Source organism: Ectothiorhodospira shaposhnikovii, assembly GCF_016584105.1.
Taxonomy (GTDB): domain Bacteria; phylum Pseudomonadota; class Gammaproteobacteria; order Ectothiorhodospirales; family Ectothiorhodospiraceae; genus Ectothiorhodospira; species Ectothiorhodospira shaposhnikovii.
The window spans coordinates 70,054-97,037 of sequence record NZ_NRSM01000013.1; the positions used below are offsets into that span (position 1 = coordinate 70,054).

27 protein-coding genes and 1 other RNA gene are annotated in these 26,984 nt (G+C 64.3%); 12 read left to right on the forward strand and 16 right to left on the reverse strand.

What is annotated here, in order from left to right; translation table 11 throughout:
* Window positions 1–44 precede the first annotated feature (44 nt).
* Window positions 45–1,292, forward strand: a complete 1,248-nt coding sequence (locus tag CKO35_RS09220) for an efflux RND transporter periplasmic adaptor subunit (RefSeq protein WP_200175014.1) — start codon at window positions 45–47, stop codon at window positions 1,290–1,292.
* A gap of 3 nt (window positions 1,293–1,295) precedes the next feature.
* Window positions 1,296–4,382, forward strand: a complete 3,087-nt coding sequence (locus CKO35_RS09225; RefSeq protein ID WP_200175016.1) for an efflux RND transporter permease subunit — start codon at window positions 1,296–1,298, stop codon at window positions 4,380–4,382.
* Between the two features lie 12 nt (window positions 4,383–4,394).
* On the opposite strand, the gene CKO35_RS09230 is transcribed toward CKO35_RS09225, so the two are convergent.
* The 11 genes from CKO35_RS09230 to glyA are packed head-to-tail and all read right to left on the reverse strand — an operon-like array spanning window position 4,395 to window position 12,631.
* Complete coding sequence (locus CKO35_RS09230; RefSeq protein WP_200175018.1) at window positions 4,395–5,045, reverse strand: retropepsin-like aspartic protease family protein; 651 nt, start codon at window positions 5,043–5,045, stop codon at window positions 4,395–4,397.
* The gene (locus CKO35_RS09235) at window positions 5,042–5,542 is read right to left on the reverse strand and encodes a phosphatidylglycerophosphatase A family protein (RefSeq protein ID WP_200175020.1); all 501 of its coding nucleotides are present in this window, start codon (window positions 5,540–5,542) and stop codon (window positions 5,042–5,044) included. The genes CKO35_RS09230 and CKO35_RS09235 overlap by 4 nt, the downstream gene beginning before the upstream one ends.
* Entirely contained in the window at window positions 5,539–6,510 is a 972-nt protein-coding gene (gene thiL, locus CKO35_RS09240; protein WP_200175022.1) for a thiamine-phosphate kinase, read from the reverse strand. Before thiL ends, CKO35_RS09235 begins: the two co-directional genes overlap by 4 nt.
* Window positions 6,511–6,519: 9 nt before the next feature.
* A complete protein-coding gene (gene nusB, locus CKO35_RS09245) occupies window positions 6,520–6,963 on the reverse strand; it encodes a transcription antitermination factor NusB (RefSeq protein ID WP_200175024.1) in 444 nt (147 codons plus the stop codon).
* Complete coding sequence (gene ribH / locus CKO35_RS09250; protein WP_200175026.1) at window positions 6,960–7,442, reverse strand: 6,7-dimethyl-8-ribityllumazine synthase; 483 nt, start codon at window positions 7,440–7,442, stop codon at window positions 6,960–6,962. The genes nusB and ribH overlap by 4 nt, the downstream gene beginning before the upstream one ends.
* Before the next feature lie 15 nt (window positions 7,443–7,457).
* On the reverse strand, window positions 7,458–8,573 hold the full coding sequence (gene ribBA / locus CKO35_RS09255; protein ID WP_200175028.1) for a bifunctional 3,4-dihydroxy-2-butanone-4-phosphate synthase/GTP cyclohydrolase II: 1,116 nt from the start codon (window positions 8,571–8,573) through the stop codon (window positions 7,458–7,460).
* Window positions 8,574–8,620: 47 nt separating this feature from the next.
* Window positions 8,621–8,956 carry a DUF3392 domain-containing protein gene (locus CKO35_RS09260; RefSeq protein ID WP_200175030.1) on the reverse strand — a complete coding sequence of 112 codons (336 nt, stop codon included), beginning with the start codon at window positions 8,954–8,956 and terminating at the stop codon, window positions 8,621–8,623.
* 47 nt (window positions 8,957–9,003) lie between these two features.
* Complete coding sequence (locus CKO35_RS09265) at window positions 9,004–9,660, reverse strand: riboflavin synthase (protein WP_200175032.1); 657 nt, start codon at window positions 9,658–9,660, stop codon at window positions 9,004–9,006.
* A gap of 47 nt (window positions 9,661–9,707) precedes the next feature.
* On the reverse strand, window positions 9,708–10,850 hold the full coding sequence (ribD, locus tag CKO35_RS09270; RefSeq protein WP_242467114.1) for a bifunctional diaminohydroxyphosphoribosylaminopyrimidine deaminase/5-amino-6-(5-phosphoribosylamino)uracil reductase RibD: 1,143 nt from the start codon (window positions 10,848–10,850) through the stop codon (window positions 9,708–9,710).
* A gap of 11 nt (window positions 10,851–10,861) precedes the next feature.
* Window positions 10,862–11,344 carry a transcriptional regulator NrdR gene (gene nrdR / locus CKO35_RS09275; protein ID WP_200175035.1) on the reverse strand — a complete coding sequence of 161 codons (483 nt, stop codon included), beginning with the start codon at window positions 11,342–11,344 and terminating at the stop codon, window positions 10,862–10,864.
* Between the two features lie 33 nt (window positions 11,345–11,377).
* Window positions 11,378–12,631: a serine hydroxymethyltransferase gene (glyA, locus tag CKO35_RS09280; RefSeq protein ID WP_200175037.1), complete on the reverse strand. Its 1,254-nt coding sequence runs from the start codon at window positions 12,629–12,631 to the stop codon at window positions 11,378–11,380.
* A 147-nt stretch (window positions 12,632–12,778) separates the two neighbouring features.
* On the opposite strand from glyA, the gene CKO35_RS09285 reads away from it, so the two are divergent.
* From CKO35_RS09285 to CKO35_RS09295, 3 genes are all read left to right on the forward strand, one after another.
* Window positions 12,779–13,738, forward strand: coding sequence for a TAXI family TRAP transporter solute-binding subunit (locus CKO35_RS09285; RefSeq protein ID WP_274600822.1), 960 nt, complete (start codon window positions 12,779–12,781; stop codon window positions 13,736–13,738).
* A gap of 113 nt (window positions 13,739–13,851) precedes the next feature.
* A complete protein-coding gene (locus CKO35_RS09290) occupies window positions 13,852–16,536 on the forward strand; it encodes a TRAP transporter permease (RefSeq protein ID WP_200175085.1) in 2,685 nt (894 codons plus the stop codon).
* Window positions 16,537–16,540: 4 nt separating this feature from the next.
* Window positions 16,541–17,194 carry a hypothetical protein gene (locus CKO35_RS09295; RefSeq protein WP_200175041.1) on the forward strand — a complete coding sequence of 218 codons (654 nt, stop codon included), beginning with the start codon at window positions 16,541–16,543 and terminating at the stop codon, window positions 17,192–17,194.
* On the opposite strand, the gene CKO35_RS09300 is transcribed toward CKO35_RS09295, so the two are convergent.
* Window positions 17,078–17,719 carry a 3'-5' exonuclease family protein gene (locus CKO35_RS09300; protein WP_200175043.1) on the reverse strand — a complete coding sequence of 214 codons (642 nt, stop codon included), beginning with the start codon at window positions 17,717–17,719 and terminating at the stop codon, window positions 17,078–17,080. The genes CKO35_RS09295 and CKO35_RS09300 overlap by 117 nt on opposite strands.
* A gap of 110 nt (window positions 17,720–17,829) precedes the next feature.
* Here CKO35_RS09300 and CKO35_RS09305 point away from each other — a divergent pair, with 110 nt between their 5' ends.
* From CKO35_RS09305 to ssrA, 4 genes are all read left to right on the forward strand, one after another.
* A complete protein-coding gene (locus tag CKO35_RS09305; RefSeq protein ID WP_200175045.1) occupies window positions 17,830–18,597 on the forward strand; it encodes a metallophosphoesterase in 768 nt (255 codons plus the stop codon).
* Window positions 18,572–19,642 (forward strand): glycolate oxidase subunit GlcE, encoded by a 1,071-nt coding sequence (gene glcE / locus CKO35_RS09310; protein WP_200175047.1) that lies wholly within the window; start codon window positions 18,572–18,574, stop codon window positions 19,640–19,642. Before CKO35_RS09305 ends, glcE begins: the two co-directional genes overlap by 26 nt.
* A 2-nt stretch (window positions 19,643–19,644) precedes the next feature.
* A complete protein-coding gene (gene glcF / locus CKO35_RS09315; protein ID WP_200175049.1) occupies window positions 19,645–20,868 on the forward strand; it encodes a glycolate oxidase subunit GlcF in 1,224 nt (407 codons plus the stop codon).
* Between the two features lie 55 nt (window positions 20,869–20,923).
* Window positions 20,924–21,276: a transfer-messenger RNA gene (gene ssrA / locus CKO35_RS09320) on the forward strand.
* A 419-nt stretch (window positions 21,277–21,695) separates the two neighbouring features.
* Here ssrA and CKO35_RS09325 read toward each other — a convergent pair.
* From CKO35_RS09325 to CKO35_RS09340, 4 genes are read right to left on the reverse strand one after another with little or no spacing between them, the layout of a single operon-like run.
* On the reverse strand, window positions 21,696–22,118 hold the full coding sequence (locus tag CKO35_RS09325) for a hypothetical protein (protein WP_027370645.1): 423 nt from the start codon (window positions 22,116–22,118) through the stop codon (window positions 21,696–21,698).
* Window positions 22,115–23,701, reverse strand: coding sequence for a recombinase family protein (locus tag CKO35_RS09330; protein WP_144303954.1), 1,587 nt, complete (start codon window positions 23,699–23,701; stop codon window positions 22,115–22,117). Before CKO35_RS09330 ends, CKO35_RS09325 begins: the two co-directional genes overlap by 4 nt.
* The gene (locus CKO35_RS09335; RefSeq protein ID WP_027370643.1) at window positions 23,694–24,218 is read right to left on the reverse strand and encodes a DUF2924 domain-containing protein; all 525 of its coding nucleotides are present in this window, start codon (window positions 24,216–24,218) and stop codon (window positions 23,694–23,696) included. The genes CKO35_RS09330 and CKO35_RS09335 overlap by 8 nt, the downstream gene beginning before the upstream one ends.
* A 34-nt stretch (window positions 24,219–24,252) precedes the next feature.
* On the reverse strand, window positions 24,253–24,495 hold the full coding sequence (locus tag CKO35_RS09340; protein WP_200175051.1) for a hypothetical protein: 243 nt from the start codon (window positions 24,493–24,495) through the stop codon (window positions 24,253–24,255).
* Window positions 24,496–24,796: 301 nt separating this feature from the next.
* Between CKO35_RS09340 and lexA the strand changes: the two genes are divergently transcribed.
* Genes lexA through CKO35_RS09355 form a run of 3 tightly spaced genes read left to right on the forward strand, consistent with a single transcriptional unit; the run spans window position 24,797 to window position 26,886 of the window.
* Window positions 24,797–25,420 (forward strand): transcriptional repressor LexA, encoded by a 624-nt coding sequence (gene lexA, locus CKO35_RS09345; RefSeq protein ID WP_144234527.1) that lies wholly within the window; start codon window positions 24,797–24,799, stop codon window positions 25,418–25,420.
* Between the two features lie 46 nt (window positions 25,421–25,466).
* Complete coding sequence (locus CKO35_RS09350; protein ID WP_200175053.1) at window positions 25,467–26,633, forward strand: hypothetical protein; 1,167 nt, start codon at window positions 25,467–25,469, stop codon at window positions 26,631–26,633.
* Window positions 26,626–26,886, forward strand: coding sequence for a hypothetical protein (locus CKO35_RS09355; RefSeq protein WP_200175055.1), 261 nt, complete (start codon window positions 26,626–26,628; stop codon window positions 26,884–26,886). Before CKO35_RS09350 ends, CKO35_RS09355 begins: the two co-directional genes overlap by 8 nt.
* Window positions 26,887–26,984: the final 98 nt, after the last annotated feature.

Below are 26,984 nucleotides of genomic sequence, written 5' to 3' on the forward strand. Positions count from 1 at the left end.
CTCAACCCGGCTACAATGCCTGTTCACCCCAGCCCCCGCCGCCCATGACCCTGCCTCCCCGCATCAAGCGCTTGCTGCCCCTGATCCTGCTGGCCATCGGTATCGGCGGGTTCGTCCTGCTGCTGATCACCCGGCCTTCCGAACCGCCCCGGCAGGTGGCGGAGCGGGTGTGGCGGGTGACGGCGGAGGAGATCACGCCCCGGACCCTCTCCCCCCAGGTCACGCTCCACGGCCATGTCACCTCGCCCCGGGCGTCCGGCCTGCGCGCCGCGGTGGAGGCGGACGTGGCCCAGGTGCCGGTGGAAGAAGGTCGCCAGGTCCGGGCCGGGGACACCCTGGTGATCCTGGATGACCGGGAACTGGAGCTGCTGCTACGGCAAAGACAGGCGGATCTGGATGACCTGCGGGCACAGCTGCGGGCCCTGGAGCGCAGCCATGCCCGGGATCGGGAGGCACTGGCCCGGGAACGCACCCTGCTGGAGCTGGCGGAGCGGGGCGTGAACAGGGCCCAGGATCTGCTCAATCGCAATCTGGGCTCCCCCGCCACCCTGGAAGAGGCCCAGCGCAACCGGGAGCAGCAGGCCCTGGCCGTGGCCAACCGGCAGCTGGCCCTGGATGATTACGATGCCCGCCGGGAACAGCTGCGGGCACGCGCCCGACGGGCCGAGGCCCTGCTGGCCCAGGCCGCTCTGGATCTGGAGCGCAGCCATGTCCGCGCCCCCTTCGATGGACGCATCGCCCGCGTCAACGTCGCCTCCGGGGATCGGGTGCAGGTGGGCGACGCCCTGGTGACCCTCTTCGATACCCAGGCCCTGGAGGTGCGCGCCCCCATCCCCGCCGTCCACCTGCCGGCGGTGCGTCAGGCCCTCGACATGGCATCACCGCCCGCTGCCCAGGCCCAGGTGGACGGACTGCCCCTGACCCTTGAACTGAGCCGTCTGGCCGGCGAAACCGGGGCCGGCAGTGCCGGCGTGGAAGGGCTGTTCCGGATCGTCTCCGATACCCGGGATGTCCCCCTGGGACGCTTCGTCAGCCTGCGCCTCTCCCTGCCGCCAAGAGAGCAACTGGTGGCCCTGCCCTTCGAGGCCCTTTACGGGCTGGATCGCATCTATCGCCTGGAAGACGGGCGCATGCAGGGCCTTGCGGTGCGACGGGTGGGCGAATGGGTGGACGAGGACGGTCATGAACGCATCCTGGTATCCGGCGAGGCCCTGCGAGCGGGTGACCGGATCATCACCACCCGGCTGCCCAATACCATCGACGGCCTGCGGGTCAGCGCGGAGGCAGACTGATCCATGGCCCGTTCCCGTGGTGTGATCCCCTTCTTCCTTCGACATCCGGTGGCGGCCAACCTGCTGGTGGCCCTGATGCTGCTGTCCGGCTCCTGGGCGCTGCTCAAGCTCAACACCCAGTTCTTCCCCAGCTTCGCCCTGGATTTCGTCACCGTGCAGGTGGCCTGGACCGGCGCCAGCGCGGAAGACGTGGAAACCGGCATCACCATTCCCCTGGAACAGGAACTGCGCACCGTGGACGGCCTGCGCAATCTCACCTCCACCTCGGCCCTGGGCATCGCCTCCATCACCCTGGAGTTCCAGGCCGGCACCGACATGACCCTGGCCACGGATCAGGTCAAGGACGTGGTGGCCCAGCAACGCAACCTGCCGGAGGCCGCCGAAACTCCCATCGTCAACCGCATCATTCGCTACGAGCCCATCGCCCGGCTGCTCGTCAGCGGACCCGACCTGCGTGAACTGCGCCCCCTGGTAAGGGAGTTCGAGCGTCAGCTGCTGGACCGGGGGATTGCCCGTATCGACTTTTCCGGTCTGCCGGAAGAGGAAATGGCGATCCAGATTCCCACCGCCCGACTGCTGGACCTGGGCATGACCCTGGGTCAGGTGGGCGAGCGGATCGCCGGTCTCTCCCTTGATCTGCCCGCGGGAATGGTGGGCCGGGACGACAGCGCCCGGCAGCTGCGCAGCCTGGAACAGGGCCGGGAGGAAATGGCCTTCTCCCGCCTGCCCCTGCGCAGCGACGCCGAAGGTGGCCTGATCCTGCTGGGGGATGTGGCCCGAATCGAGCGTCGCGCCCGGGACAGCCAGGTGCTGGTGCGCTTTCAGGGGGAGCCCGCAGTGGAACTGTCCCTGCAACGGGCGGAACGGGATGACGCCCTGGACGCCTCCGGCATCCTGCTGGACTGGCTGGACGAGGCAAAAGAGGCGCTGCCTCCGGGGGTACAGATCCATGTCTATGACCAGTTCTACGAACCCCTGGTGGAACGCATCGGCCTGCTGCTCAAGAACGGAGCCGGCGGGCTGATTCTGGTGCTGGCGATTCTGTTCCTGTTCCTCAACGGCCGCCTGGCCCTGCGGGTGGCCCTGAGCATCCCCGTCTCCTTCACCGCCGCCTTCCTCGCCCTATGGGTCCTGGGCGGCAGCATCAACATGATGTCCCTGTTCGGCTTCATCATGTCCCTGGGCATCATCGTCGACAATGCCATCGTGGTCAGTGAACATGCCTACACCCAGTACCAGCGAGGCATGAACGCGGCCCAGGCGGCCCAGCGAGGGGCCCAGCGCATGATTGCCCCGGTGATCTCCGCCTCGCTCACCACCGTGGCCGCCTTCCTGCCGCTGATGCTCATCGGCGGCATCATCGGCAACATCCTCTTCGACATCCCCCTGGTGGTGATCTGCGTCATCCTGGCCACCCTGGTGATCAGCTTCCTGGTGCTGCCCTTTCACCTCAAGAACAGTCTGGAAAAGGTCAGGCCGCCTCGCCCCGGCTCGTTCCGCCACCGTTTCGACAATCGCTTCGATGCCTTCCGGGAAGGCCCCTTCCGACGGCTGGTCACCCGCTCGGTGGAACATGCCGGCATCACCCTGGCGGGCGCGGTGGCGGTCCTGATCCTGGCCATGGGCCTGCTGGTGGGCGGCCGTATCGGCTTCACCTTCTTCCCCGCCCCCGAAGGCACCGTGGTCACGGCCTCCGCCCACTTCGTCGCCGGAACCCCGCCGGAACGGGTGGAACGCTTCCTGGAGCATGTGGAGTCCGCCCTCAATGACACCGAATCCGAACTGGGCGGCAACCTGGTCCGTAATGTGGTGGTCTCCCTGGGGCGGGGCGTGGACACCGGCGGACCCGTGCAGGCGCCCCGGGGAGACCAGTTCGGTGCCATCCTGGTGGAACTGATCTCCCCGGACCAGCGGGACGTGCGCAATACCCGATTCATCCGGGAATGGCAGTCACGCATCCAGATGCCACCGGGGATCGAGCTGTTCAGCATCACGGAACGCCAGGCCGGCCCACCGGGACGGGACGTGGACATCCGCCTGACCGGGGCGGACCCGGAACGGCTCAAGGCGGCCGGTCTGGAGCTGGCCGAGACCCTCAATGACTTTCCCGGCGTGTTTGCGGTGGAAGACAACATGCCCTATGGCCGGGAGCAGCTCATCTACCGGCTCCGACCCGAGGGCTTGTCCCTGGGACTGACCACGGAATCCCTCGGTAGCCAGCTGCGCCACGCCTTCGACGGGGCGCTGGCACAGATCTTTCAGGAAGGCCTGGAAGAGGTGGAGGTGCGCGTGATCCTGCCCGACGACGAGCGTCACCGCGGCGTCACCCTGGAGCGTTTCGCGGTGATCCTGCCGGGCGGAGGCATGGCCCCCCTGGACACGGTGGCCGAGTTCCAGCCACGCCAGGGCTTTGAAACCCTGCGCAGGGCCGATGGCCGGCTGGCCATCTCCGTGTCCGCCGAAGTGGACCGGGCGGTGAACAATGCCGGCCGGGTCCGTGAACAGCTGGCGGCCGACGTACTGCCCGCACTGGCCGAACGTCATGGGGTGACATGGTCCTTCGAAGGCCGGGCCGCGGACCAGGCGGAGACCCTGGCGGACATGCGCATGGGCCTGATCTTTGCCCTGGCGCTGATCTATCTCACCCTGGCCTGGGTGTTCGGGTCCTACGGCTGGCCGCTGGTGGTCATGGCCATCATCCCCTTCGGCCTGCTGGGCGCCCTGGCCGGGCACTGGCTCCTGGGCATGGAAATGACCATCCTGTCCCTGTTCGGGCTGTTCGGCCTGACCGGTATCGTGGTGAACAACTCCATCATCCTGGTGAGTTTCTACCAGTCCCTGCGCGAGGAAGGTCTGGCCCAGGAAGCGGCCATCGTGGAAGCTTCCTGCCAGCGTCTGAGGGCGGTACTTCTGACCTCGTTCACCACCATCGCGGGACTGGTGCCGTTACTGTTTGAGCGCTCGGTGCAGGCCCAGTTCCTGATCCCCATGGCGGTATCCATCGTCTTCGGTCTGGCGGTGGCCACGGTGCTGGTCCTGGTGGTGATCCCCGCCCTGCTGGCGGTGCATGAGCGATTGGTGAACCGCTGAACAAGCACTGGGTCAGAAGCGTTGTTCCAGTATCAGCGCCCCACCTTCGTTACGCATGTCCACCTGACCCAGAAAACTCATGCCCAGCAAGACCATGCCGGGCTGATTTCCCGGCAACACAAAGGCTGATACATTCCGCTGTTCGATCCCCCCCACCCTCACCCGCTCCAGGCGGATGCGGTGCGCCCACTCGGTGCCCGAGGCCGTCTGCACCTGAACCTGAACCCCACGGGTGTAGTCGAGTCCCAGCCGACGGGCTTCCACCGCGCTCAGGGCAATGGCCGTGGCGCCGGTATCCACCAGAAAGGTCACGGCATGGCCGTTGATGGCGCCAGGCGTGGTGAAAGCCCCTGAACTCCCCCGATAGATCCGTGCCTGACTCATGGTCCGGGGCTGAAACGTGCCCCCGGCCCGGCCATCGATGCCGATCTGGCGCTGACGCCCCTCCAGTTCGATGACCACGGTCCCGCTGGGACTGTCGGTGCTGATCAGGCGCACGCCCGCTTCGGACGTCTCCCCCACCCGCAACACCTGACGCTGCCCGTCCAGGGCCATCACGGCGCGATCGGAGAAGACCCCCATCAGGTGAATGTCCACGGCGGCGGCGGGGGCGGCCAGCAGCACCGAAAGCAGGGTCAGCCAGGGGAGATGGCGGGTTTTCATGGGGCGGTGAAGGCAAAGGCCAGTAGCTGCAGAATCACCAGAGCATAGACCCCCGCCAGCAGATCATCCACCATGATGCCAAAACCGCCTTCCACCCGACGGTCCAGCCAGCCGATGGGCCAGGGCTTGAGCACGTCGAAGATCCGGAACAGTACGAAACCCGCCAGCACCCAGACCCAGCCCGCCGGCGCGGCGATCATGGTGACCAGAAAACCAGCGAACTCGTCCCAGACGATGCCGGGGTGGTCATGGACCCCCAGACGCCGTGAACTCTCGCCGCAAAGCCAGACGCCGGCACCGATCACGATCAGGGTGGCCAGCAGGTAGCCCCACAGGGGCAGGCCGGACAGCAGCAGATACAGGGGTATGGCGGCCACCGTGCCCGCCGTGCCCGGGGCCTTGGGCGACAGGCCGCTGCCGAAGCCGAAAGCCAGAAAATGCACCGGGTCCGTGAGGACCCGACGCGGAGAAACAGGGGCGGGTTTGGATGGGCTCATGAAGACTCCGCGGTCTGGAAATGATCGTATCCGCCCCGTTCCAGCGGTAACCGGTCACCCGCCGGATCCAGCACCCGCAACCCCGGTTCGGCCTCGATCTCACCGATCCCGGTCACCGGGCAGCCCGTACCCGCCAGAAGGTCATGGACCTGGGCCACCCTGTCGGCAGGCACCGTGAACAGGAGTTCGTAGTCATCCCCCCCCGTCAGGGGCAGGGACCAGTCAACCCGGCCGCCGGGCATCTGGGCCAAAAAGGCGGCGGACAGGGGCAGGTCGGACGTGCGCACGGTGGCCCCCACCCCGGAGGCCGTCAGGACATGACCCAGGTCCTGACACAGCCCGTCGGAGATGTCGATGCAGGCCGAGGCCAGACCGCGCAGGGCCAATCCGGCCGCCACCCGGGGCGTGGGCCGATCCAGACGACGACGCAGCGGATCGTCGGGATCCAGAGCCTGGCCAGCCAGCATCCGCTGCAATGCCAGCGCCGCATCCCCCGGCGTGCCCGTGACCATGATGCGATCCCCCGGACGGGCACCCCGGCGTCGCAGGGCGGCCCCCGCCGGCGCCACCCCCATGATCTGCACCGTGATGGACAAGGGACCACGGGTGGTATCCCCGCCCACCAGCTCCACCCCGTGCTGCCCGGCCAGGTCCAGCAGGCCCCGGGCAAAGGCTTCGAGCCAGTCCGGGTCCTGGTCCGGCAGGGTCAGGGCCAGGGTGATCCAGCGGGGCATGGCGCCCATGGCGGCCAGATCGCTCAGGTTCACCGCCAGGGCCTTGTGGCCCACGGCGGCCGGGGGCGTCTGCGCGGGAAAGTGAACGCCCCGAATCAGGGTATCCACCGACACCACCAACTCATGCCCCGGCGGCACCCGCAACAGGGCCGCGTCATCCCCCACCCCCAGGATCACGTCCGGATCCCCGGGAGTCCGGGTGAAATGACGACGGATCAGGTCAAATTCCTTCACGGGCGGACACTAGCGGATCGCCACCTGGGCCGCCACCTTGTCGATGACCCCGTTAACGAAGCGGTGTCCCTGCTCCGCACCGAACTTCTTGGCCAGGGCCACCGCCTCGCTGATGGCCACCTTGTAGGGCACATCGGGGCAATGTTGCAGCTCGTAGGTGGACAGCCGCAGGATGGCCCGCTCCACCGGATCCACCTGTTCCATGGGGCGGTCCAGATGAGGTTCCACCAGGGCGTCGACGGCCTTCACCTGTTCGGTCACCCCCAGCAGGATCATGCGGAAGTATTCCCAGTCCGCCTTTTCCATCTCCGGATCTTCCTTGAACTGGGCCAGGATGTCCTTGGGGTGGTAGCCGGTCAGCTGCCACTGGTACAGGGCCTGCATGACCAGACGCCGGGCATGGCGCCGGGCGTGGGTCAGGCGGCGATGGTCCATGGAATGGGGCTGGTTCATGCTCGAAGCGACCTGATCAGGCTGACCATCTCCAGGGCGCCCAGGGCGGCATCGGCGCCCTTGTTGCCGGCCTTGGTGCCGGCGCGCTCGATGGCCTGTTCGATGGTGTCCGTGGTCAGCACGCCGAAGGAGATGGGCAGACTGTATTCCAGCTGGATCTGGGCCAGGCCCTTGGTGGCCTCGCCCGCCACATAGTCGAAATGGGGGGTGGAACCGCGGATCACGCAGCCCAGGGCGATGATGGCGTCGTACTTGCCGGAATCGGCCATCACCTTGACCGCCAGGGGCAGTTCGTAGGCACCGGGCACCCGGGCCACGGTCAGGTTCGCGGCCGGCACGCCGTGACGCAGCAGGGCGTCCTCGGCCCCTTCCAGCAGGCGCTCGACGATGAAGGAGTTGAAGCGGGACAGGACCAGACCGACGCGCACGTCGGAGAGGTTGGTGAAGGTCCCTTCATGGGTCTGGATGGCTGAATGCATGGGATCACTCTTGACTTAGTCGTTGACGTATTCGACCACTTCGAGCCCGAAACCACCGAGCCCATGGAAGCGTTTGGGGGAGGACAGCAGGCGCATCTTGCTGATGCCCAGGTCCTTGAGAATCTGGGCACCGATGCCGTGGGTACGCAGCTCGGCCGGTTCCTGCTCATCCTGGGCCGGTGGGCTGGGCTGGCGGCTGCGCAAGGCCATCTCCCGCAGGCGACGGACCATTTCCCGGGGACTTTCCGGCTTGTGAATGACCACCGCCACTCCGGCCCCTTCCGCCTCGATGCGCGCCAGCGCCGCCCGCAGCGGCCAGCCGCAGTTGGGGCCACGATAGGCCAGGGTATCGCACAGGCCACCCCCCAGATGGACGCGCACCAGGGTGGGCGTCTCGTCGTCCACCTCGCCCTTGACCAGGGCAAAGTGCAGAGCCTTGTCCACCGTGTCCTCGTAGGCGATGAGGCGAAACTCGCCGAACTCGGTGGGAAACGGGCTTTCCGCCACCCGTTCCACGCTGCGCTCGTTCTCGATGCGGTAACGGATCAGGTCCTCGATGGTGCCCATCTTCAGGTCATGCTCGGCGGCAAAGCGCTCCAGGTCCGGACGCCGGGCCATGGAGCCGTCCTCGTTGAGGATCTCGACGATCACCGCCGCCGGCTCGAACCCAGCCAGACGGGCATAGTCGCAACCGGCCTCGGTATGTCCGGCCCGCACCAGCACCCCGCCCGGCTGCGCCATGAGGGGAAAGATGTGTCCGGGCTGGACCAGGTCCTCGGGGCGGGCATTGGGTGCCACCGCGGTACGCACCGTATGGGCGCGATCGTAGGCGGAGATCCCGGTGGTCACCCCTTCCGCCGCCTCGATGGAGACGGTGAAGTTGGTGGCATGTTTGTCGTTGGTATCCCCCACCATCAGCGGCAGCTTGAGCTGACGACAGCGCTCCCGGGTCAGGGTCAGGCAAATGAGGCCGCGCCCGAAGCGGGCCATGAAATTGATGTCTTCGGGCCGGGTCAGGGAGGCGATCATGAGCAGATCGCCCTCGTTCTCCCGGTCCTCGTCATCGACGATGATCACCATACGACCCTGACGCAGGTCTTCGATGATTTCTTCCGTGGTATTGAATGACATGGGCAATCGCCGGCTGGGGTTTGGAGTGGAAATCCGACGGGGTCGGATCACATCTGATGCTTGCGCTCGGCCAGAAAGCCCAGCAACAGGAAGGCGCCCACCACCATGGGCGCCATCCATCGGGTATCCACCATGAGCATGGCATCGGCAAGCATGGGGGTGAGGAAGACGGTCAGGGCGCCGTAGCCGAAGGCACACATGAGGACAAAGCCCAGCAGACGGACCAGACGATGATAGGAGCGCAGGATCATCTTCACCACGCGATTGATATCGTTGCCGTAGATCACCAGCACGGTGGCCACGAAGGCCAGCGCAATCTGGCCCACATGGCCACGCACCCAGTTCCCCGCCTGCAGCAGGGTATCATCCAGCCATTCCATCATGGGTCATCCCCCCTGGTTCGAGATCACATCATGCACAGGCACCGCGCCTATTTCAGAAAGCCGTGCTCGGCCAGAAAGGCCTCGCTGATGGCACTGCCGGACCGGGCGGCCCCGTCCCCCAGCAGCAGACGCTCCAGGTAACGGGCAACCACGTCCACCTCGATGTTCACCCCGGTACCCACCCGGTAGGTCCGGATGATGGTCTCCTGCTGGGTGTGGGGGACGATATTGACGCTGAACCGTGCCCCGTCCACCGTGTTCACGGTCAGGCTGGTGCCGTCGATGCACACCGATCCCTTGGGCGCGATGTAACGGGCCAGTTCGTCCGGCACCTGCACATGATAGCGCCAGGAGCGGCCATCGGGCTCGATGGCGGTAATCCGGCCCAGGCCATCCACATGGCCGCTGACCAGGTGGCCGCCCAGGGGCGTGGACAGGGTCAGTGCCTTTTCCAGGTTCACCGGGTCACCGGGCGACAGGTTTCCCAGGGAGGTCCTGGCCAGGGTCTCGCGGGAGACATCGGCGACGAAGCCGTCACCGGGCAGGGCCACGGCGGTCAGGCAGACGCCGTTGACGGCAATGCTGTCGCCCAGTCTCACATCGGCCAGGTCCAGCTTGCCGGTACCCAGGGTCAGGCGGCTGTCTCCGCCACGGGCCTCGACACCGGACAGGGTGCCGACGGCCTGAATGATACCTGTGAACATGTCGGGATCTCGGGTTGATGATTGTCGATTGCGCCGGGGTGGATCGATCAGCGACCCTCATCCCCCGCGCCCGGACCGACGACGCGGGCCGTGATTCGCCAGTCCCTGCCCACGGCCCGCATGTCGCTGATCTCCAGTGCCACGCGATCCGCCATTCGTCCCAGGGGCAGGTCGAACAACCCCCGCGCCGTGGCGCCCATCAGATGGGGTGCCAGATAGATCACCAGTTCATCCACCAGGCCGGCCCCGAGCAGGGCGCCGCACAGCACCGGCCCGGCCTCCACATGCAGTTCATTGACCTGATGCCGGGCCAGCAGGTTCATCACTGCGGGCAGATCCAGATGCCCCCGGGAAACGGTCACGGCCTCGACCCGGGCGTTGACGTCGGCCAGATCCCGGGTTTGACGGGCCAGCGCCTCGGGGGCGGTCAATACCAGCACCGGGCCACCGGTCTGAAACAGACGGGCGGCGGCGGTCAGCCGGCCCTCCCGGTCCAGCACCACCCGCAAGGGCTGGCGCACCGGCCCGTCCACGTCCAGGGCCTCGGCCGACAGGCGGACGTCCAGACGGGGATCATCAGCCCGTACCGTACCCATCCCCGTCAGGATGGCGGAGGCACGGGCCCGCAAAGACTGTACATCCTGCCGCGCCGCCTCGCCGGTGATCCACCGGCTCTCGCCGGAGGCCATGGCGGTTCGACCGTCCAGACTGGCCGCCAGCTTGACCCGGACCCAGGGTCGCCCCCGCTCCATCCGGCTGACGAATCCGGGGTTGAGGGCACGCGCCTCCGCTTCCATCAGGCCCGCGGCCACCGCCACGCCCGCCGCCCGCAACCGTTCCAGACCCCGACCGGCCACCAGGGGATTGGGATCGGTCATGGCCGCCACCACCCGCCCCACGCCGGCCCGGAGCAGGGCATCCGCACACGGCGGCGTGCGGCCATGATGGCTGCAGGGTTCCAGGGTCACATAGGCCGTGGCGCCCCGGGCCGCCTCACCGGCATGGGCCAGGGCCAGGACCTCCGCATGGGGCTCGCCGGCCCGCACATGAAAGCCCTCCCCCAGCACATGACCATCCCGGGCCACCACGCACCCCACCCGGGGATTGGGATCAGTGGTGTAAAGTCCGCGGCGGGCCAGTTGCAGGGCCCGCCCCATGAGTCGATGATCCCGACCGCTGAACGGATCCATGGCCAACTCGCCTAGGAGGCCTGGGCACCGCCGTCGGGCGGCGGTTCCTTTTCCAGACGCTCCACCACCTCGCGAAAGGCCTGGACGTCGGCAAAACTCAGATAAACCGAGGCAAAACGGATGTAGGCCACTTGGTCCAGTTCCTTGAGGGCTTCCATCACCCAGTCACCGATACGCTTGGCCGGAATCTCCCGCTCACCCTGACTCAGGGCCTGGTGCTTGATCCGGGCCACCGCGGCCTCGATCTGGTCCGTGGCCACCGGGCGCTTTTCCAGCGCGTGCATCATGCCCGCCCGCAACTTGGCCTCGGCAAAGGGCTCTCGGCTACCGTCGCGCTTGATCACCCGCGGCAGGTTCAACTCCGCCCCTTCGAAAGTGGTGAAGCGTTCGCCGCAGGAAACGCACTCCCGGCGCCGCCGGACCTGATCCCCCTCGCCCGCGAGGCGGGAATCCACCACGCGGGTATCGGGGGTGCCACAAAAAGGGCATTTCATGGTGACATCACCCCGGGCTGCCCCGATGCGGCCTCAGCGACCATACACCGGGAAACGGGCACAGACATCCAGCACCCGGGCCTTGACCTGATCGATCACCGCCTGGTTGTCCAGATCATCCAGCACGTCGCAGATCCACTGGGCCAGCGCCTTGCATTCGTTTTCCTTGAAGCCGCGGGTGGTGATGGCCGGTGTGCCGATGCGTAGACCGCTGGTGACGAAGGGGGACTGGGGATCGTTGGGCACCGAGTTCTTGTTCACGGTGATGTTGGCCCGGCCCAGTGCCGCGTCCGCGTCCTTGCCCGTGATGCCCTTGTCGATCAGGTCCACCAGGAACAGGTGGTTGTCGGTACCGCCGGAAACCACCTTGTAGCCCCGGGCCATGAGTTCAGCCGCCATCACGCGGGCATTGGCCACCACCTGCTGCTGATAGGCCTTGAACTCGGGCTCCAGGGCCTCCTTGAAGGCCACGGCCTTGCCGGCGATGGCGTGCATCAGCGGACCACCCTGGGTGCCGGGGAAAACCAGGGAATTGAACTTCTTTTCCAGTTCCGGATTGCTCCGGGCCAGGATGACGCCGCCACGGGGACCGCGCAGGGTCTTGTGGGTGGTGGAGGTGGTCACGTCGGCGATCTGCACCGGATTGGGATAGACCCCGCCGGCCACCAGACCGGCCACGTGGGCCATGTCCACCATCAGGTAGGCACCCACGGTGTCGGCGATGTCACGGAAGCGCTGCCAGTCCACCACCCGGGAATAGGCGGAGAAACCGGCCACGATCATCTTCGGCTTGTGTTCCACCGCCAGGGCTTCCACCTGGTCGTAGTCGATATAACCCTGATCGTCGATGCCGTAGAGCACCGAATGGTAGATCTTGCCGGAGAAATTGACCTTGGCGCCATGGGTAAGATGACCGCCATGGGCCAGGCTCATGCCCAGCACCGTATCGCCGGGGTTGAGCAGGGCCATGTAGACGGCGGCATTGGCCTGGGAACCGGAATGGGGCTGGACGTTGACGTAGTCGGCGCCGAACAGGGTCTTGGCGCGGTCGATGGCCAGCTGTTCGGCCGTGTCCACGTATTCGCAGCCGCCATAGTAGCGCTTGCCGGGGTATCCTTCGGCATACTTGTTGGTGAGTACCGAGCCCTGGGCCTGCATCACCCGGGGGCTGGCATAGTTCTCCGAGGCGATCAGCTCGATATGCTCTTCCTGACGGCGGGACTCGGACTCGATGGCCTGCCAAAGCTCATCGTCATAGCCGGCGATACTCATGTTGCTGGAAAACATTTCGGGTTACTCCCCGCAAAGCGATTGATCAGGCGTTCGAAAAAGGCTTGAATGTTACTGGATTTTGCCTTTCCACGCACGCAAAAAACCCATGAACAGGAGTCAGGTTCACAGCTGCCTTCAGGAGAAAGCCCCATGCGCAAGCACATGACAGGAATGGCCTTGACCGCGGTACTGACTGGCCTGGCGGCCCTGCCCGCCGCGGCCGACCAGCGTTTCATCACCATCGGCACCGGCGGCGTCACCGGTGTCTACTATCCCACCGGCCAGCACATCTGCCGGCTGGTCAACCGGGACCAGGACAGCCATGGCCTGCGCTGCCGTGCCCAGAGCACCGGTGGCTCGGTGTTCAACCTCAACTCCATCCGCGCCGGCGAGATGGACCTTGGGGTGGTGCAATCGGACTGGCAGTACCATGCCTATCATGGTTCCGAGCGTTTCGAGGAAGCCGGTCCGGACGAGAACCTGCGGGCCGTCATGTCCCTGCACCCGGAGCCGTTCACGGTACTGGTGCGGGCGGATAGCGACATCCGGAATTTCGAGGACATCAAGGGCAAGCGGGTGAATGTGGGCAACCCGGGGTCCGGGCAGCGGGGCACGGTGGAAGTGCTGATGCAGCACTACGGCTGGACGATGCAGGATTTCGCCCTGGCCTCGGAACTGCCTTCCCGGGAGCAGGGACAGGCCCTGTGCGACAACCGGATCGACGTGGTGCTGTTCACGGTGGGTCACCCGTCGGCGGCCATCCAGGAGCCCATCGTCACCTGCAACGCACGCCTGGTGCCGGTCAGCGGAGCGGTGATCGACCGGCTGGTGGAAGATACCCCCTACTACTTCAGCGCCACCATCCCGGCGGGGATGTATCCGGGGCAGGAGGAGGACGTGGAGACCTTCGGCGTGGGCGCCACCCTGGTCTCCTCCACCCGCAGTTCGGAGTCGGCCATCTACAACGTGACCCGGGCGGTGTTTGAAAACTTCGACACCTTCAAGGGCATGCACCCGGCCTTCGGCGTGCTGCAGAAAGAGGCCATGGTGAGTCAGGGCCTGTCGGCGCCGCTGCATGATGGGGCCACGCGGTATTACCGGGAAGCGGGGCTGATGGACTGAAAAGTCCCGCTTTACGCCCTTCTCCCCTGGGGGAGAAGGGCTATTTCATGTGCTGAACGGACAAAATACCCTTGAACAACCAGGACACTTCCAGCATCGACCTGGCCGGTCAAATGGAAACCGGCGGTCGCAAACCCGGACCACCCGTCCGGGCGCTGCTCTATGTCACCGCCCTGGCTTGGTCACTGTTCCAGATCTGGATCGCCTCTCCCCTGCCCTTCTGGTTCGACGTTTTCGTCGTCTCCGAAACCCAGGCCCGGTCCATCCACCTGGCCTTTGCCGTCTTCCTCGCCTTCATCGCCTTCCCCGCCGTCAGCCCCATGGCCAGGCATCGCCCCCTGGCGGGCATCTTCTTCCTGCTGCTGGCCACCGGCCTGTTCGGCCTGGCCCTGTACCAGTTCATCCAGGACATCCCCAGGGCCTGGGTCTTCGCCGCCACCGGCGCCGCCGTCCTGCTGGCCGCCTGGCCGGCCCTGCGCCCCGCACCGGCCGAGCGCGTGCCGGTGGCCGACTGGCTGCTGGGGGCCATGGCCGCCTTCTGCGCCGCCTACCTGTTCCTGTTCCACCAGGAACTGGCCCAGCGCCCCGGCGCACCCACTCCCCTGGACCTGGCCATCGCCGGCTGCGGCATGGCCTTGCTGCTGGAGGCCACCCGTCGGGTGCTGGGGCCGGCCCTGATGATCATCGCCCTGACGTTCCTCCTCTACACCTTCGCCGGCCCCTGGATGCCCGACATGATCGCCCACCGGGGCGCATCCTTCGCCCGCGCCATGTCCCAGCAATGGCTTTCCAACGAAGGGGTCTTCGGCATTGCCCTGGGGGTCTCCACCAGCTTCGTCTTCCTGTTTGTGCTGTTCGGTGCCCTGCTGGAAAAAGCCGGTGCCGGCGGCTATTTCATTCGCGTGGCCTTCGCCCTGCTGGGCCACCTGCGGGGCGGCCCGGCCAAGGCCGCCGTGGTGGCCTCCGGCATGACCGGCGTGGTGTCCGGTTCCTCCATCGCCAACGTGGTCACCACCGGCACCTTCACCGTGCCCCTCATGAAACGGGTGGGCTTCCCCGCCCACAAGGCCGGGGCGGTGGAAGTGAGCAGTTCGGTCAACGGGCAGCTCATGCCACCGGTCATGGGGGCCGCCGCCTTTCTCATGGTGGAGTACGTGGGCATCCCCTACGTGGAGGTGGTCAAGCACGCCTTCCTGCCGGCGGTGATCGCCTACATCGCCCTGTTCTATATCGTTCACCTGGAAGCCATGAAGGCCGGCATGGAAGGACTGCCCAGGCGCCATGAAAGCACCTGGCAGCGCCGCCTGCTGGGCTTTGGTCTGACCGTCTCGGGGCTGTTCATCCTGGCCGGCGTCACCTACTACGGCCTGGGCTGGATCAAGACCGTGACCGGCGACGCTTCCACATGGGTGATCGGCACGCTGGTGATGGCCGCCTACCTGGGTCTGCTCTGGATCGCCTGCCGGGTACCGGAGCCCCCCATGGTGGACGAGGGACACCTGGAACTGCCGGATCCCGGACCCACCCTACAGGCGGGACTGCACTACCTGCTGCCGGTGGTGGTGCTGGTGTGGTGTCTGGTGGTGGAACGGCTCTCCCCCGGCCTGTCGGCCTTCTGGGCGGTGGTGTTCATGATCTTCATCATGGTGACCCAGCGGCCGCTGATGGTGCTGTTCGGACGCCGACAGGACAATCCATTCCCGCGGGGTTGCAAGGACCTGGCCGACGGCATGGTGCAGGGCGCCCGCAACATGGTGGGCATCGGCGTGGCCACCGCCGCCGCCGGGATCATCGTCGGCACCGTGGCCATGACCGGCATCGGCCTGGCCATGACCGACCTGGTGGAATTCCTCTCCGGCGGCAACCTGATGCTCATGCTGCTGCTCACCGCCGTCATCTGCCTGGTGCTGGGCCTGGGCCTGCCCACCACCGCCAATTACATCATCGTCGCCACCCTGATGGCCCCGGTGATCGTGGAACTGGGCTCCATGCACGGCCTGCTGATCCCGCTGATCGCCGCCCACCTGTTCGTGTTCTATTTCGGCATCATGGCCGACGTCACGCCGCCAGTGGGCCTGGCCTCCTTCGCCGCCGCCGCGGTCTCCCGCGCCGACCCGATCCGTACCGGGGTGCAGGCCTTCATCTACAGCCTGCGGACCGTGACCCTGCCCTTTTTGTTCGTGTTCAACACCCAACTGCTGCTTATCGGCGTGGACAGTCTCTGGCAGCTGCTGATCACCTTCATGGGCGCGCTCATCGGCATCCTGATGTTTGCCGCCGCCACCCAGGGCTGGTTCCTGACCCGCAGCCGCCTGCACGAATCCGCACTCCTGCTGGTGGCGGCCCTGGTAATGTTCGCCCCCAATCTGCTCATGGACCGCATCCACCCCCGCTATGACCACCTGCCCGCCGCCGAGATCCAGACGGTGGCCGAAGCCGCCCCCACCGGGGGACAACTGCGGCTGCGGGTGGAAGGCATGGATCTGGACGGTCGGGAAGTGACCCGGGCCGTGATGCTGCCGCTGGGCGAACCGGCCCCGGCAACCCAGCGCCTGCGCCAGGCCGGTCTGGGCATCATGGCTTTTGGTGATGAGGTGAGTATCAGTTTCGTCTCCTTCGGCAGCCCGGCGGAGCGCCTGGGACTGGAACCCGGCTGGCAGATCACCGAAGTGATGGTGCCCGCCAGCCGCCCGGCCCCCGAATGGTTCTACCTGCCCGCCCTGGCCCTGCTGGGCCTGATCGCATGGCGGCAGCATCGTCGTCGGGATCCTGCCGCCCCAATGTCCACCCCGAGGTAACCCGATGCGCCCGATCCTGTTGTTCATTCCCCTGCTCGTCCTGCCCCTGAGCCTGCCGGCACAGACCGGCGGACCGGAACTGGAGGTCTATCTGCAGCGGCAGATCAGTGACTGGAAAATAGAGGGCGACACGGTGGAAACCCGCATGAACCGGCTGGGTCTGCGCCTGCACGAACAGTTTCTTGATGGGCTCTGGCTCGGACTCCACGGCGGCTACCTGAGCCTGACCCAGAGCGGTAGCCCCAGCACCCGGGGCATGGACCTCACCGGCTGGTATCTGGGCACTTCGGGACGCTGGCGAATGCTGCAGGCCGGCCCGGCCACCCTCAGCGCCCTGGGCCGCTTCACCTATCACGAGGCGGACGCGAACGATGCCGGGCAAAGCACCCGCCTGGTCTGGAATGAGTGGGGAGCGGGCCTGGAGTCCGCGTTCCGGTTCGATCCGCTGCAACTGCGTCTGGGCGTGGACTATGCCCGGGTGGATGGCGATGAAACCGCCCGGGGCGACATCCGGCGCAGCGCCACCCTGCGCGAGGATGAATCAGTAACCGCCACCGCCGCCATGGACGTGTTCGTGGATGCCACCGGACGGGTAACCCTCCAGGTGGAGTCCGGCGGCCGTCGCAGCGCCGGCATCTGGTTTTCCCGACAGTTTTGATCCGTGGCGCACCAGCCGCCACAGATTCAGCATGTATTTGACGTCACTGTCCGCCTGATGGGCAAAGCCCGGCGTTAGCTTCCAGGCCTTGTCCATCAGGTTGCGCAGCAGATCCGGTGGCCGGTATTCCGGTGGCGGCAATCGGGGCTCAAGCAGCTTGAACAGATCACCCAGGCGAAAGCGGTGCATGGCATTGCCGCTGATGAACAGGCGTCGCAGCCAGAAACGGTCCAGATGGACCCCGTCGGTGAAGACCACCTTGCCGGCCAGAGCCTGGTTCATGCGCCGGCATATCCAGTCGATGTCCCGCCCCTCGTCCTCGATGGATTCACGGGTGATCCCGTGCATCTCCTCCGCCCTCTCGCACCAGTCGTTCCAGTCCTCGGCGGGACGGATCAGCCAGCACTCCACCTGCCCCACGCCATCGGACCAGGCCACCTGGATCGGGTAGCTTTGCTCACTGAGTGATGACGCCTCGAAATCCAGAAAACAGGGAAGCGTGCTATGCGTGAATGGATCTGGCATAAAAGAGCTTGGCATCAAGCCAGGATGGGGCTGGTCATCATAACCCGCGGACTCGAAGCGACCAACCCCGAAGCAGGCACTGCATCCCATGCAAGCAAGGACTCGAAGGCATGAATGACACGTTTCAGCGGCTGAAAAAAAATCCCCTCGGCAGGGATTTTGTGGTGGGAGACCTGCACGGCATGTTCCATGTCCTTGAACTGGGACTGGAAAAACTCGGGTTTGATCCGGACCATGACCGGATGATCTCCGTGGGAGACCTCATCGACCGTGGCCCTGAGTCTCACAGGGCGCTGGAATTCATTGAGGCCCCCTGGTTTCATGCAGTACAGGGCAATCATGAGCAACTACTGCTGGATTCCGCGCTGGACAAGGACCTGGCCTGCAGCTGGCTGACCCTCAATGGCGGCGAATGGTGGGTTTCCCTCCCCCAGCATCAGCAAACACGCTTTCAGGAGGAGATCCGAAAACTGCCACTGGCCATTGAAGTGGAAACCGACCTGGGGCGGGTAGGCATCGTACATGCCGACATCCCGCCGGAGATGAACTGGCAAACCTTCATTCAGCGGCTGGAAAAAGAGCAAAGACTGCGAGACTTTGCAGTCTGGTCCAGAAAGCGGATCAACCGCCTCATCCGGGGCGAAGAGATTACGCCTGTTCAGGGCATTGATCTGGTAATCTTCGGACATACCCCCATTCCCGAAGCCCGCCTGCGCGGCAACATCTATTATCTGGATACAGGCGCCGCCTACAGCCATCACGCCCAGGGCGCCAAACTCAGCATCCTTCAGATCCATCCGCAACAAACCCTGACCACCCTGAATACCACCTGCAAAAAGGATGACGACGGGGATGACGACCGACCAGGACCAGACTGAAGCACTGCAGACACGACTGCGCCAGGCCCATGCCGACGGTTGTCCGGTGGATATCCGCGGCGGCGGCAGCAAGGACTTCTATGGCCGCCCGGTCAATGCCGAGCCTCTGGAAGTCGTCGGCCACCGCGGCATCATCGACCATGAACCGGGGGAACTGGTTCTCACCGCCCGAGCCGGCACCCCCCTTGACGAGATCCGGGCACGCCTGGCCGAACACGGCCAGATGCTGCCTTTCGAGCCACCGGCCTTCGGCCCCCGGGCCACCTTCGGCGGCACCATCGCCACCGGTCTCTCCGGCCCCCGCCGCCTCTATGCCGGTGCCGTGCGCGATGCCGTCCTGGGGGTACGCATACTCAACGGGCAGGGCGAGGTGCTGCGCTTCGGCGGTCAGGTGATGAAAAACGTCGCCGGCTATGACGTGTCCCGGCTGATGGCCGGCGCCCAGGGCACCTTGGGCATCCTGCTGGACATCTCCGTCAAGGTACTGCCCCGACCGGCCTTCACGCTCACCCTGACCCAGGCTGCCAGCGTCTCCCGCGCCCTGGAATCCCTGCAGGAATGGAGCTTGCGTCCCCTGCCCCTCTCCGCCGCCTGCCATGTGGACGATACCCTCCATATCCGCCTGTGCGGCGCCCGCCAGGGCGTGGAACAGGCCGCCGAACTGATCGGTGGAGAAATGATGGATGGTGCCGACGATTTCTGGCGCGGCATACGGGAACAGACCCACCCATTCTTCCATGGAGATGCCCCCCTGTGGCGCGTCAGCGTCCCCCCCGGCGCACCCATGAGCGGATTTCCCGATGCCTGCCTGGTGGACTGGGGCGGCGCCCTGCGCTGGTTCCATGGCGAGGTACCGGCCTCGGACATCCGCGCCCTGGCCGAAGCCTGCGGCGGACATGCCACCCTGTTCAGGGGTCATGCCGGCGGTCGCACGGAGCCGTTCCATCCCCTCACCGCACCCATGCTCGCCCTGCAGCGTCGTCTCAAGGCGGCCTTCGATCCCCGGAGCATCCTCAACCCGGGCCGCCTGTATCCGGAGCTCTGATCATGCAGACCCGCCTGGTGGATGCCATTGCCCAGACCATCCACGGTGCCGAGGCGGACCGCATCCTGCGCAGCTGCGTCCATTGCGGATTCTGCAACGCCACCTGCCCCACCTACCAGCTGCGGGGTGACGAACTGGACGGCCCCCGCGGCAGGATTTACCTGATCAAGCAGGTCCTGGAGGGCGAGCCTCCCAGTCGACGCACCCAACAGCATCTGGACCGCTGCCTCACCTGCCTCAACTGCATGACCACCTGCCCCTCCGGGGTAGACTACCGGCATCTGGTGGAGATCGGGCGGGAACAGGTGGAACGGCAGGTGGCGCGCCCCTGGACCGACCGTCTGCAACGACGCCTGTTGCGGCAGATCCTGCCCAACCGGATGCTGTTCAGCCTCCTGCTGCGTACGGGTCAGGCCCTGCGCCCGCTCCTGCCCGGCTCCCTGCGTCGACGCATCCCGGAACGCCACCACCGGGGCAGCTGGCCGCCCCCAAGCCATGTACGGCGCATGCTGGTGCTCCAGGGCTGCGTCCAGCCGGCCCTGCAACCGGACATCGACGCCGCCCTGGCCCGGTTGCTCAACCGCCTGGACATCAGCCTGATTCCCACCCAGGGTGGATGCTGCGGCGCCATCGACATGCATCTGAACGCCGAGGATGCCGCCCGAGACCGGGCCCGACGCAATATCGACGCCTGGTGGCCCCAGGTGACTGCGGGCATCGAAGCGATCCTGGTCACCGCCAGCGGCTGCGGCACCCATGTGAGGGACTACGGCCATCTGCTGCGTGAAGATCCCGACTACAGGGACAAGGCCCTGCGGGTCAGCGAGCTGACCCGGGACCCTTGCGAAATTCTGAATCCGGAGGACATCCGGCGTCTGGCCGTGGATGGCCGCAACCGGACGGTGGCCTTTCATCCCCCCTGTTCCCTGCAGCACGGCCTGAAGCTGGGCGGCCGGGTGGAAGCCCTGCTGCGCAGTGCCGGATTCCAGTTGCTACCGGTGGCGGAAAGTCACCTGTGCTGCGGTTCGGCGGGGACCTACTCCCTGCTGCAGCCGGATCTGGCGGCCCCCCTGCGGCAGCGCAAGCTGGAACACCTGGAGCGGGATGGCCCCCAACTCATCGCCACCGCCAACATCGGTTGCCAGACCCACCTGCAGGCCGGCACCGACACCCCCGTGGTCCACTGGATCAAGCTGCTGGACAACCCGGGGCTGCAAGGACACTGAAAAAAACACCGGATGACAAGGAACCGCCATTCGGGTAACCTGTCCATTACTTCAAGGGGGCGACCTGGCTTCGACGTGGGTCGTGAAACCTGAGGTGCATGCCGAGGATACAGCTAACCTCGTCAAAATGCTGTAACGCTATAGTTGCCAACGACGACAACTACGCTCTGGCCGCCTAAAAACCGGTCAGCCTCTGACGGGATTTGCTTGTAGATTCTACTCAGAGGTCATCGCATACAAGCTCGTGGAGCGGACCTGCCCGGGTCTTAACCACTAAAACCGATCGGGCTCGCGCTGCGGTATCCTGTTCGTCGGAGACCAAGGCGTTAACCTAAAAGACGAACTAAGCATGTAGTACCAAGGGCGTAGGGCTTGCGGACGCGGGTTCGATTCCCGCCGCCTCCACCATTTAGAAAAGACAAACCCGTCTCTCTGGGGTCATTCTCCGGGGTGACGGGTTTTCTTTTTCCCCTTGTTTCTAAAGGGTTTGCGCCCGTTTCACATCTTTCCAAAGCACATCTCCGCACCACCGATTCTCCCCATCTTCCTGCCTTTCTTTCTCTGTTTGGCCCCTGATTCTCTGTTTTCTCCGGACGAAGTCCGAAGCGCGTCCGGAAAGTTACATCCTTGATTGATATGGGTTTGCGGCAGATTGCCATTTTTGACGGTTGTCTTAGGTCATCGTTCGATGCCGCAACCGGACGTTTTTTTCGAAATTGCCCGCCTCGGCCATGAAAAGAAGCGCGGTCAACTCCGGCTTCCTGCCCCCTAAAGAAGAAAAGCCGACGCTGATGGTCGGCTCTCTGGGGCGGTCTCCGGTCCGGTCGTCAGTCGGTGGCAAAGCCGAACTGGCGGCGCTGCTCGGCCCAGTCCTCCGGGAAGGTCTGGGTCAGTTTGGCCAGCGAGAGCCCGTTGGGTTCCTCGCCGTTGATCAGGGCTTCGACGATGTCGGGGGCCAGGGTCGTCAGCTTGAGAATGCGGGCCACATACGAGCCATCGACGTCGAGGGTACGGGCAAGCTCGCTGATGGACCTGATCTGGCCGGATTCGAGGATGTCGGCCCAGGAAAAGGCCCTGCCCAGCGCCTGGAGGACGGCGGACTGCACCGGTTCCTGCGCTCCGGTGATTTCTCCATCCAGGGCCTGGGGAGCGATGACCGTCTTGCGGCCACGCATGCGCCGGATCAGCATCGGGATGTGGATCTGCAGGTTGCCGTTGTCCGCAACGGTAATGGTCGGCTTCATTTTCATCGGCTTGCCCTCCGTTCGGTGACTTCGCATGCCAGACCGGCCAGCTCGGCGATGAGCGTTGTCAGCCCGTTGGTGCGCAGCTCCATGTCGATCCCGGTCTCGCGGATCTCGACCTTATCCACCAGGAGGCGGATGAGCCGGTTTCGCTCCACCGGGAAAAGGTCTTCCCAGAAGCCTTCGACATTCTGGAAGGCCTCCGATACATCCTGTTCCGTGATGCTGTTCCCCCGGTAGGCTCTGCATCGCTCGCTCACGTGCGTCAGTTGTTTCGAGAGCTCGACCGCCTGGCGGTTGACGGTCGTCAGCATCTCTGCCTTGCCCGGCTGATCGCTGCCGGGCTTCATCAGTTCGAGTGCCTGCTCCCGCGCCTGCGACAGCTCCATCTCGAGTTGGGCTTTCTGCTTGAACAGCCGCTCCCGCTCCACCTGCTCGATGTCCCGGGCCGCGAAGTAGGTTTTGGCCACCAGCGTCGGTGTGCGGAACACCGCGCTCAACTGCTCGATCACCGCCTGCTCGATGTCCCCGGCGGGAATCCGTTTGAGCGGACACCGGCTCAAGGTCCGCTTGCTGTCCTTCTGGCAGATGTAATAGGTGTAGTGGCGGCCGTTCTTGCGGGCGTAGGTCGGTCCCATCGCGCATCCGCAGTGGCCGCAGCGAATGACGCCTTTCAGTGGGGCGACCATTTTGGTTCTGGCCATGGAAACCTTGACCGGTTTGTTGTCCTCCAGGATGGCCTGAACCTTGTCCCAGGTCGCCCGGTCGATGATCCCTTCGTGCTCACCGGGGTAGCTGCGGTCCTTGTGGGCGATCTCGCCGATATAGATCCGGTTATTGAGCAGCCGGTAGATGTGGGCGGTGTTCCATTCGGAGCCCTCACGCACCTTGCCTTTCTTGGTGGTCCAGGCCTTGGTGCGGTATCCCTGTTCGTTCAATTCCTGGCCCAGCTTCTTGGCCGAGCCGATCTGGATGAAGCGGCGGAAGATGTACTGCACCGTCCTGGCTTCATCTGGGTTGACCAGCAGCTTCTTGTTGTCCCTGTCGACGTCGTATCCGAGGATGGGTACGCCGCCGCAGTATTTCCCCCGGCGCTTGGCTGCCGCCACCTTGTCCCGGATGCGTTCGGCGATGACCTCCCGCTCGTACTGGGCGAAGGTGATCAGGATACCGAGAAACATTCGGCCGGTGGGATCGGTGGTGCTGAAGTGCTGGGTGACCGAGACGAAGCTGACACCCTTCTCGTTGAAGAGGTCGATCATCTTCATGAAGTCCAGCAGCGAGCGGGACAGCCGGTCGACCTTGTAGACGACGATCACATCGATCTTCCCGGCGTCGATGTCCGCCAGCAGGCGGCGCAGCCCCGGACGCTCCATGTTCCCGCCCGAGAAACCACCATCGTCATAGCGATCCGGCAGAGCCGTCCAGCCCCGCATCCTCTGAGCTTCGATATAGTGTTCCGCCGATTCTCGTTGGGCATCCAACGAGTTGAACTCCTGTTCGAGACCTTCCTCGTGGCTCTTGCGGGTGTAGATGGCACAGCGCAGGGTCTTGTTCTTGCCCGGCGCGACATTGCTGTTATCAAGCATCCGAACCTCCCTCGGCTTTTCTGCCGTAAACCTTCTTCAGCCCGAAAAAGACCTTGCCGTTCCAGCGCGTCCCGGTGATCTCCCTGGCCACCGCGCTGAGCGACCGGAAGGTGCGGCCTTCGAACTCATAGCCATCGGCAAGGACGATCACCTCATAGCGCCGGTCGTTCCAGACCCGCACCAGTCTGGTCCCGGGCAGGAGCGCCTCGTTCGATTTCCGCTCTTCTGGGATGCGTCGATTGACAGTGGCTACCGGGTCCTCCTTGGCGGCCTGCTGGAGATGGACCTTGGCCTGCTCGGACAGCCCGCCGTAGAAAAGCTCCTGGATGCGATAAGCCAGCCGCTTGATGAGGAATTGCTTTTTGTACTGGGGCGGCTCTTCGCCGTAGAGGTCGAGCCATTTTTCCCGGAGCTGCTCCAGGGACATGGATTGCAGCAGGGCCATCTGCCGAAGAACCGAGTTTCGGGTTCGGTCCTGGTTCTTGCCGCCCGTGGCGGCGTTCTGTAACTCATTCATTTTCAACTCCTTATTTTGGTTTCCGGACGAGTTGTCATGAATGAATGCTCTGTTCCGGCAATGAATCAAGTCCTTCTCCGAGCACGGGGGAAGAATCTTCGAAAATCTCTAACTCATTGCCTACACATGCTTTTTTTGCCTTTCGGCGCAGGACCGCCGTGGCCAGAATCGAGGCGGCTGACTGGAGCCTCGCCTCACCCGACAGGCGGCCGGGTTTGCCGTTTTCGCCAAGGTCATCAAGCCCCGGCCCATCATTCATTTCCTGTACATCCAACATCGAACACCTCCGGTGGGACCGGGGGGCTGGATGGTGTGGATGCCAGAAAACGGTGGCGGTCGGGATGCGCGTTCGTTGGCACCCACAACCGCCTCAGCTCCGCCTCTGGTCGGTTATCTGGTTTCTAACTGCTCGTCCGGTTTCAAACCGGCTTTCTTCAGGCCTTACCTACCGAGGGGCTCGTGGAAGTGTCGGAAATCAGGTGTGAGATTATTTCTTGACCTGATATGCATCAGGTTTATATTATTAGGGTTTGCTGGCGCATTGCGCCTTTTTGTCTTTCAACAGAAATGGAGACGCCATGGGCAAAGCGAAAACGGATGAGATAACGCCGTTGCAGCGGAAAACGCTCGAAGCGATATGTCGTTTCGTCGATGCCAAGGGCTTTCCTCCAACGGTGAAGGAACTGAGCGAGATCTTTGAAATCAGCCCGGCGAGTGCCCACGACCGGATCAACCAACTGGTGCGCAAGGGATACCTGAAGCGGGAGGACGGGAAGTCGCGAGGCATAGCTGTTGCCCGTCGCCCCAGCGAGATGGCTGCCTCTCTGGTTTCAGTACCTGTTGTGGGGATGGTGGCGGCTGGCCGTCCCATCCTGGCCGAGGAGAACATCACCGGCCAAGTGCTGGTCGAGTCGGACGTCGTTCGTTCCGGACAGCACTTCGCACTCCGTGCGGTGGGTGACAGCATGATCGGTGCCGGTATCAACGATGGCGATTTGATCATCGTGCGGCAGCAGCCCATCGCCGAGGATGGTGACATCGTTGTAGCGCTGCTCAACAACGAGGCGACCGTCAAACGGCTGAAAATCAAAGACGAGCTCATCGAATTGGTGCCAGAGAACCCGGAGGTAAGAAAGATCCGGATCAGGCCGGAGGATGACCTTCGAGTTTTAGGCAAGGTCGTTGGATGGAAACGGAGTTAACCGAGACAGACATGGACGAATAACGACAAAACGACAGGAGTATTTGATGGCAACTTTTAACCTACGCCGCTTTTCGAAGCCGGAGATGCTCCGGCGAATCGACAGGAAGCATCTCATTGCCTTTCTGGAGCCTCATGCCGCCTATTTTTCAGCTCGCGGCGTAGAGTTGCCACCAGTCCAGCAGGAAGATGGCCCGGACTACAACGCCCTCAGCCACCTTTTGCTGACGCCGGACAGTACGACCCCGGATGATCTCGCCGAGGCGCTGTTTTATGTCAATGAAGTCTCGACCCCCGAGGGTTTTGATTCCATTCAGGATGAGATCGCCGGAACGGACATCGACGTGGAAATCGGGGAGAACGCCGCACCGGCAGACTTGGCGATCCAGGTCTGGATGGCTGACCGGGAAATCATCGAGAAGGTACACGCCGAACAGTTCTTCATGAACGTCAGGTCCTTCGAGTATTTTAAGACCAAGAAAAACCCGCTGCCGGATTTCGTGCTGCCATCCGAGGAAACTCTCGCGGCCCTCGAAGCCGATCTTGACGAATGGTTTTCCAAGAAGCGTCGGGGCAAGTATTCCAAGGTGTTCGTCTATCCGAAGGAAGGCCACACATGGTTCCTCGTGCGCCACGGCAAGCCCTATGCCCGTGAAGCGGTCATTGAGGCCGGTGAATCCACCAGCCAATACTTCCGCCCTGAAAAATTCGACGTGCTTGCCTACAACCCCGTCATCGGGGAAATCCGAATGAACGCCGAAACCAAGGGTGAGAAGGAGCTCTACCGCAAGAAATTCGGATTCCACCTGTTCGGAGACGAAGAGTTTTTCAACGAGCGCAGCCGATTTGATCTGGAACCTTTGCGGCAAATTGGTGAGGACGCGCTTCTATGTGACGATGTCGATGGCATCGAGTATGTCAGGCTCAAGGAAGTTCAGGTCTTTTGGGGCGGCGCTCATAAGGACGTTGAGATTCGTCGGTCCGAGGATCTGTTTGCCTCCCTTCGTGATCGCGAAAAATCCCTTCCCGCAGGTGGAAAGATCGTGAAGGCAAGCTTCCAGATTAAATTCGACGGTTCGAAGACGCCCAGGTCGGTCACCTTGAGTTCAGGTAACCGAGCGCAATTCAAGCGGGATGGTGATGCCGAGGTTATCGAGCGCTGGCTCGGACTCAGGGGCTTTATTGTCGGAGCCGGAGGGGCCTCGGATGAGTGACCCCTTCTGGGCATACCTGGAGACATTGCCTGGAAAGTCGGCGGCGCTGTTCGATTGGGATAAGGCGCTATCCGGCTGGGATCGGTATCCGTTGTTTCGGGATCATTTCCTTCAACTGACCAAAAATCACGCGACCGCCGTGGATTGTCCAACGGAATGTGGCCTCGGATGCCCACGGAGTGTGGTTACGCATGCGAAGACCAACATCCGAGCCGTCTGCAATGAAAAAGGGGTATACGGATTTAATGGTTGATGGGGCACCTTCACCCCACCAACCTGATACCACCCTCAGATGGTTGATAGATCGACCCCGTAGTTGAGTTCCTCTGCGAAGTCCGGCAGTCCGTAACC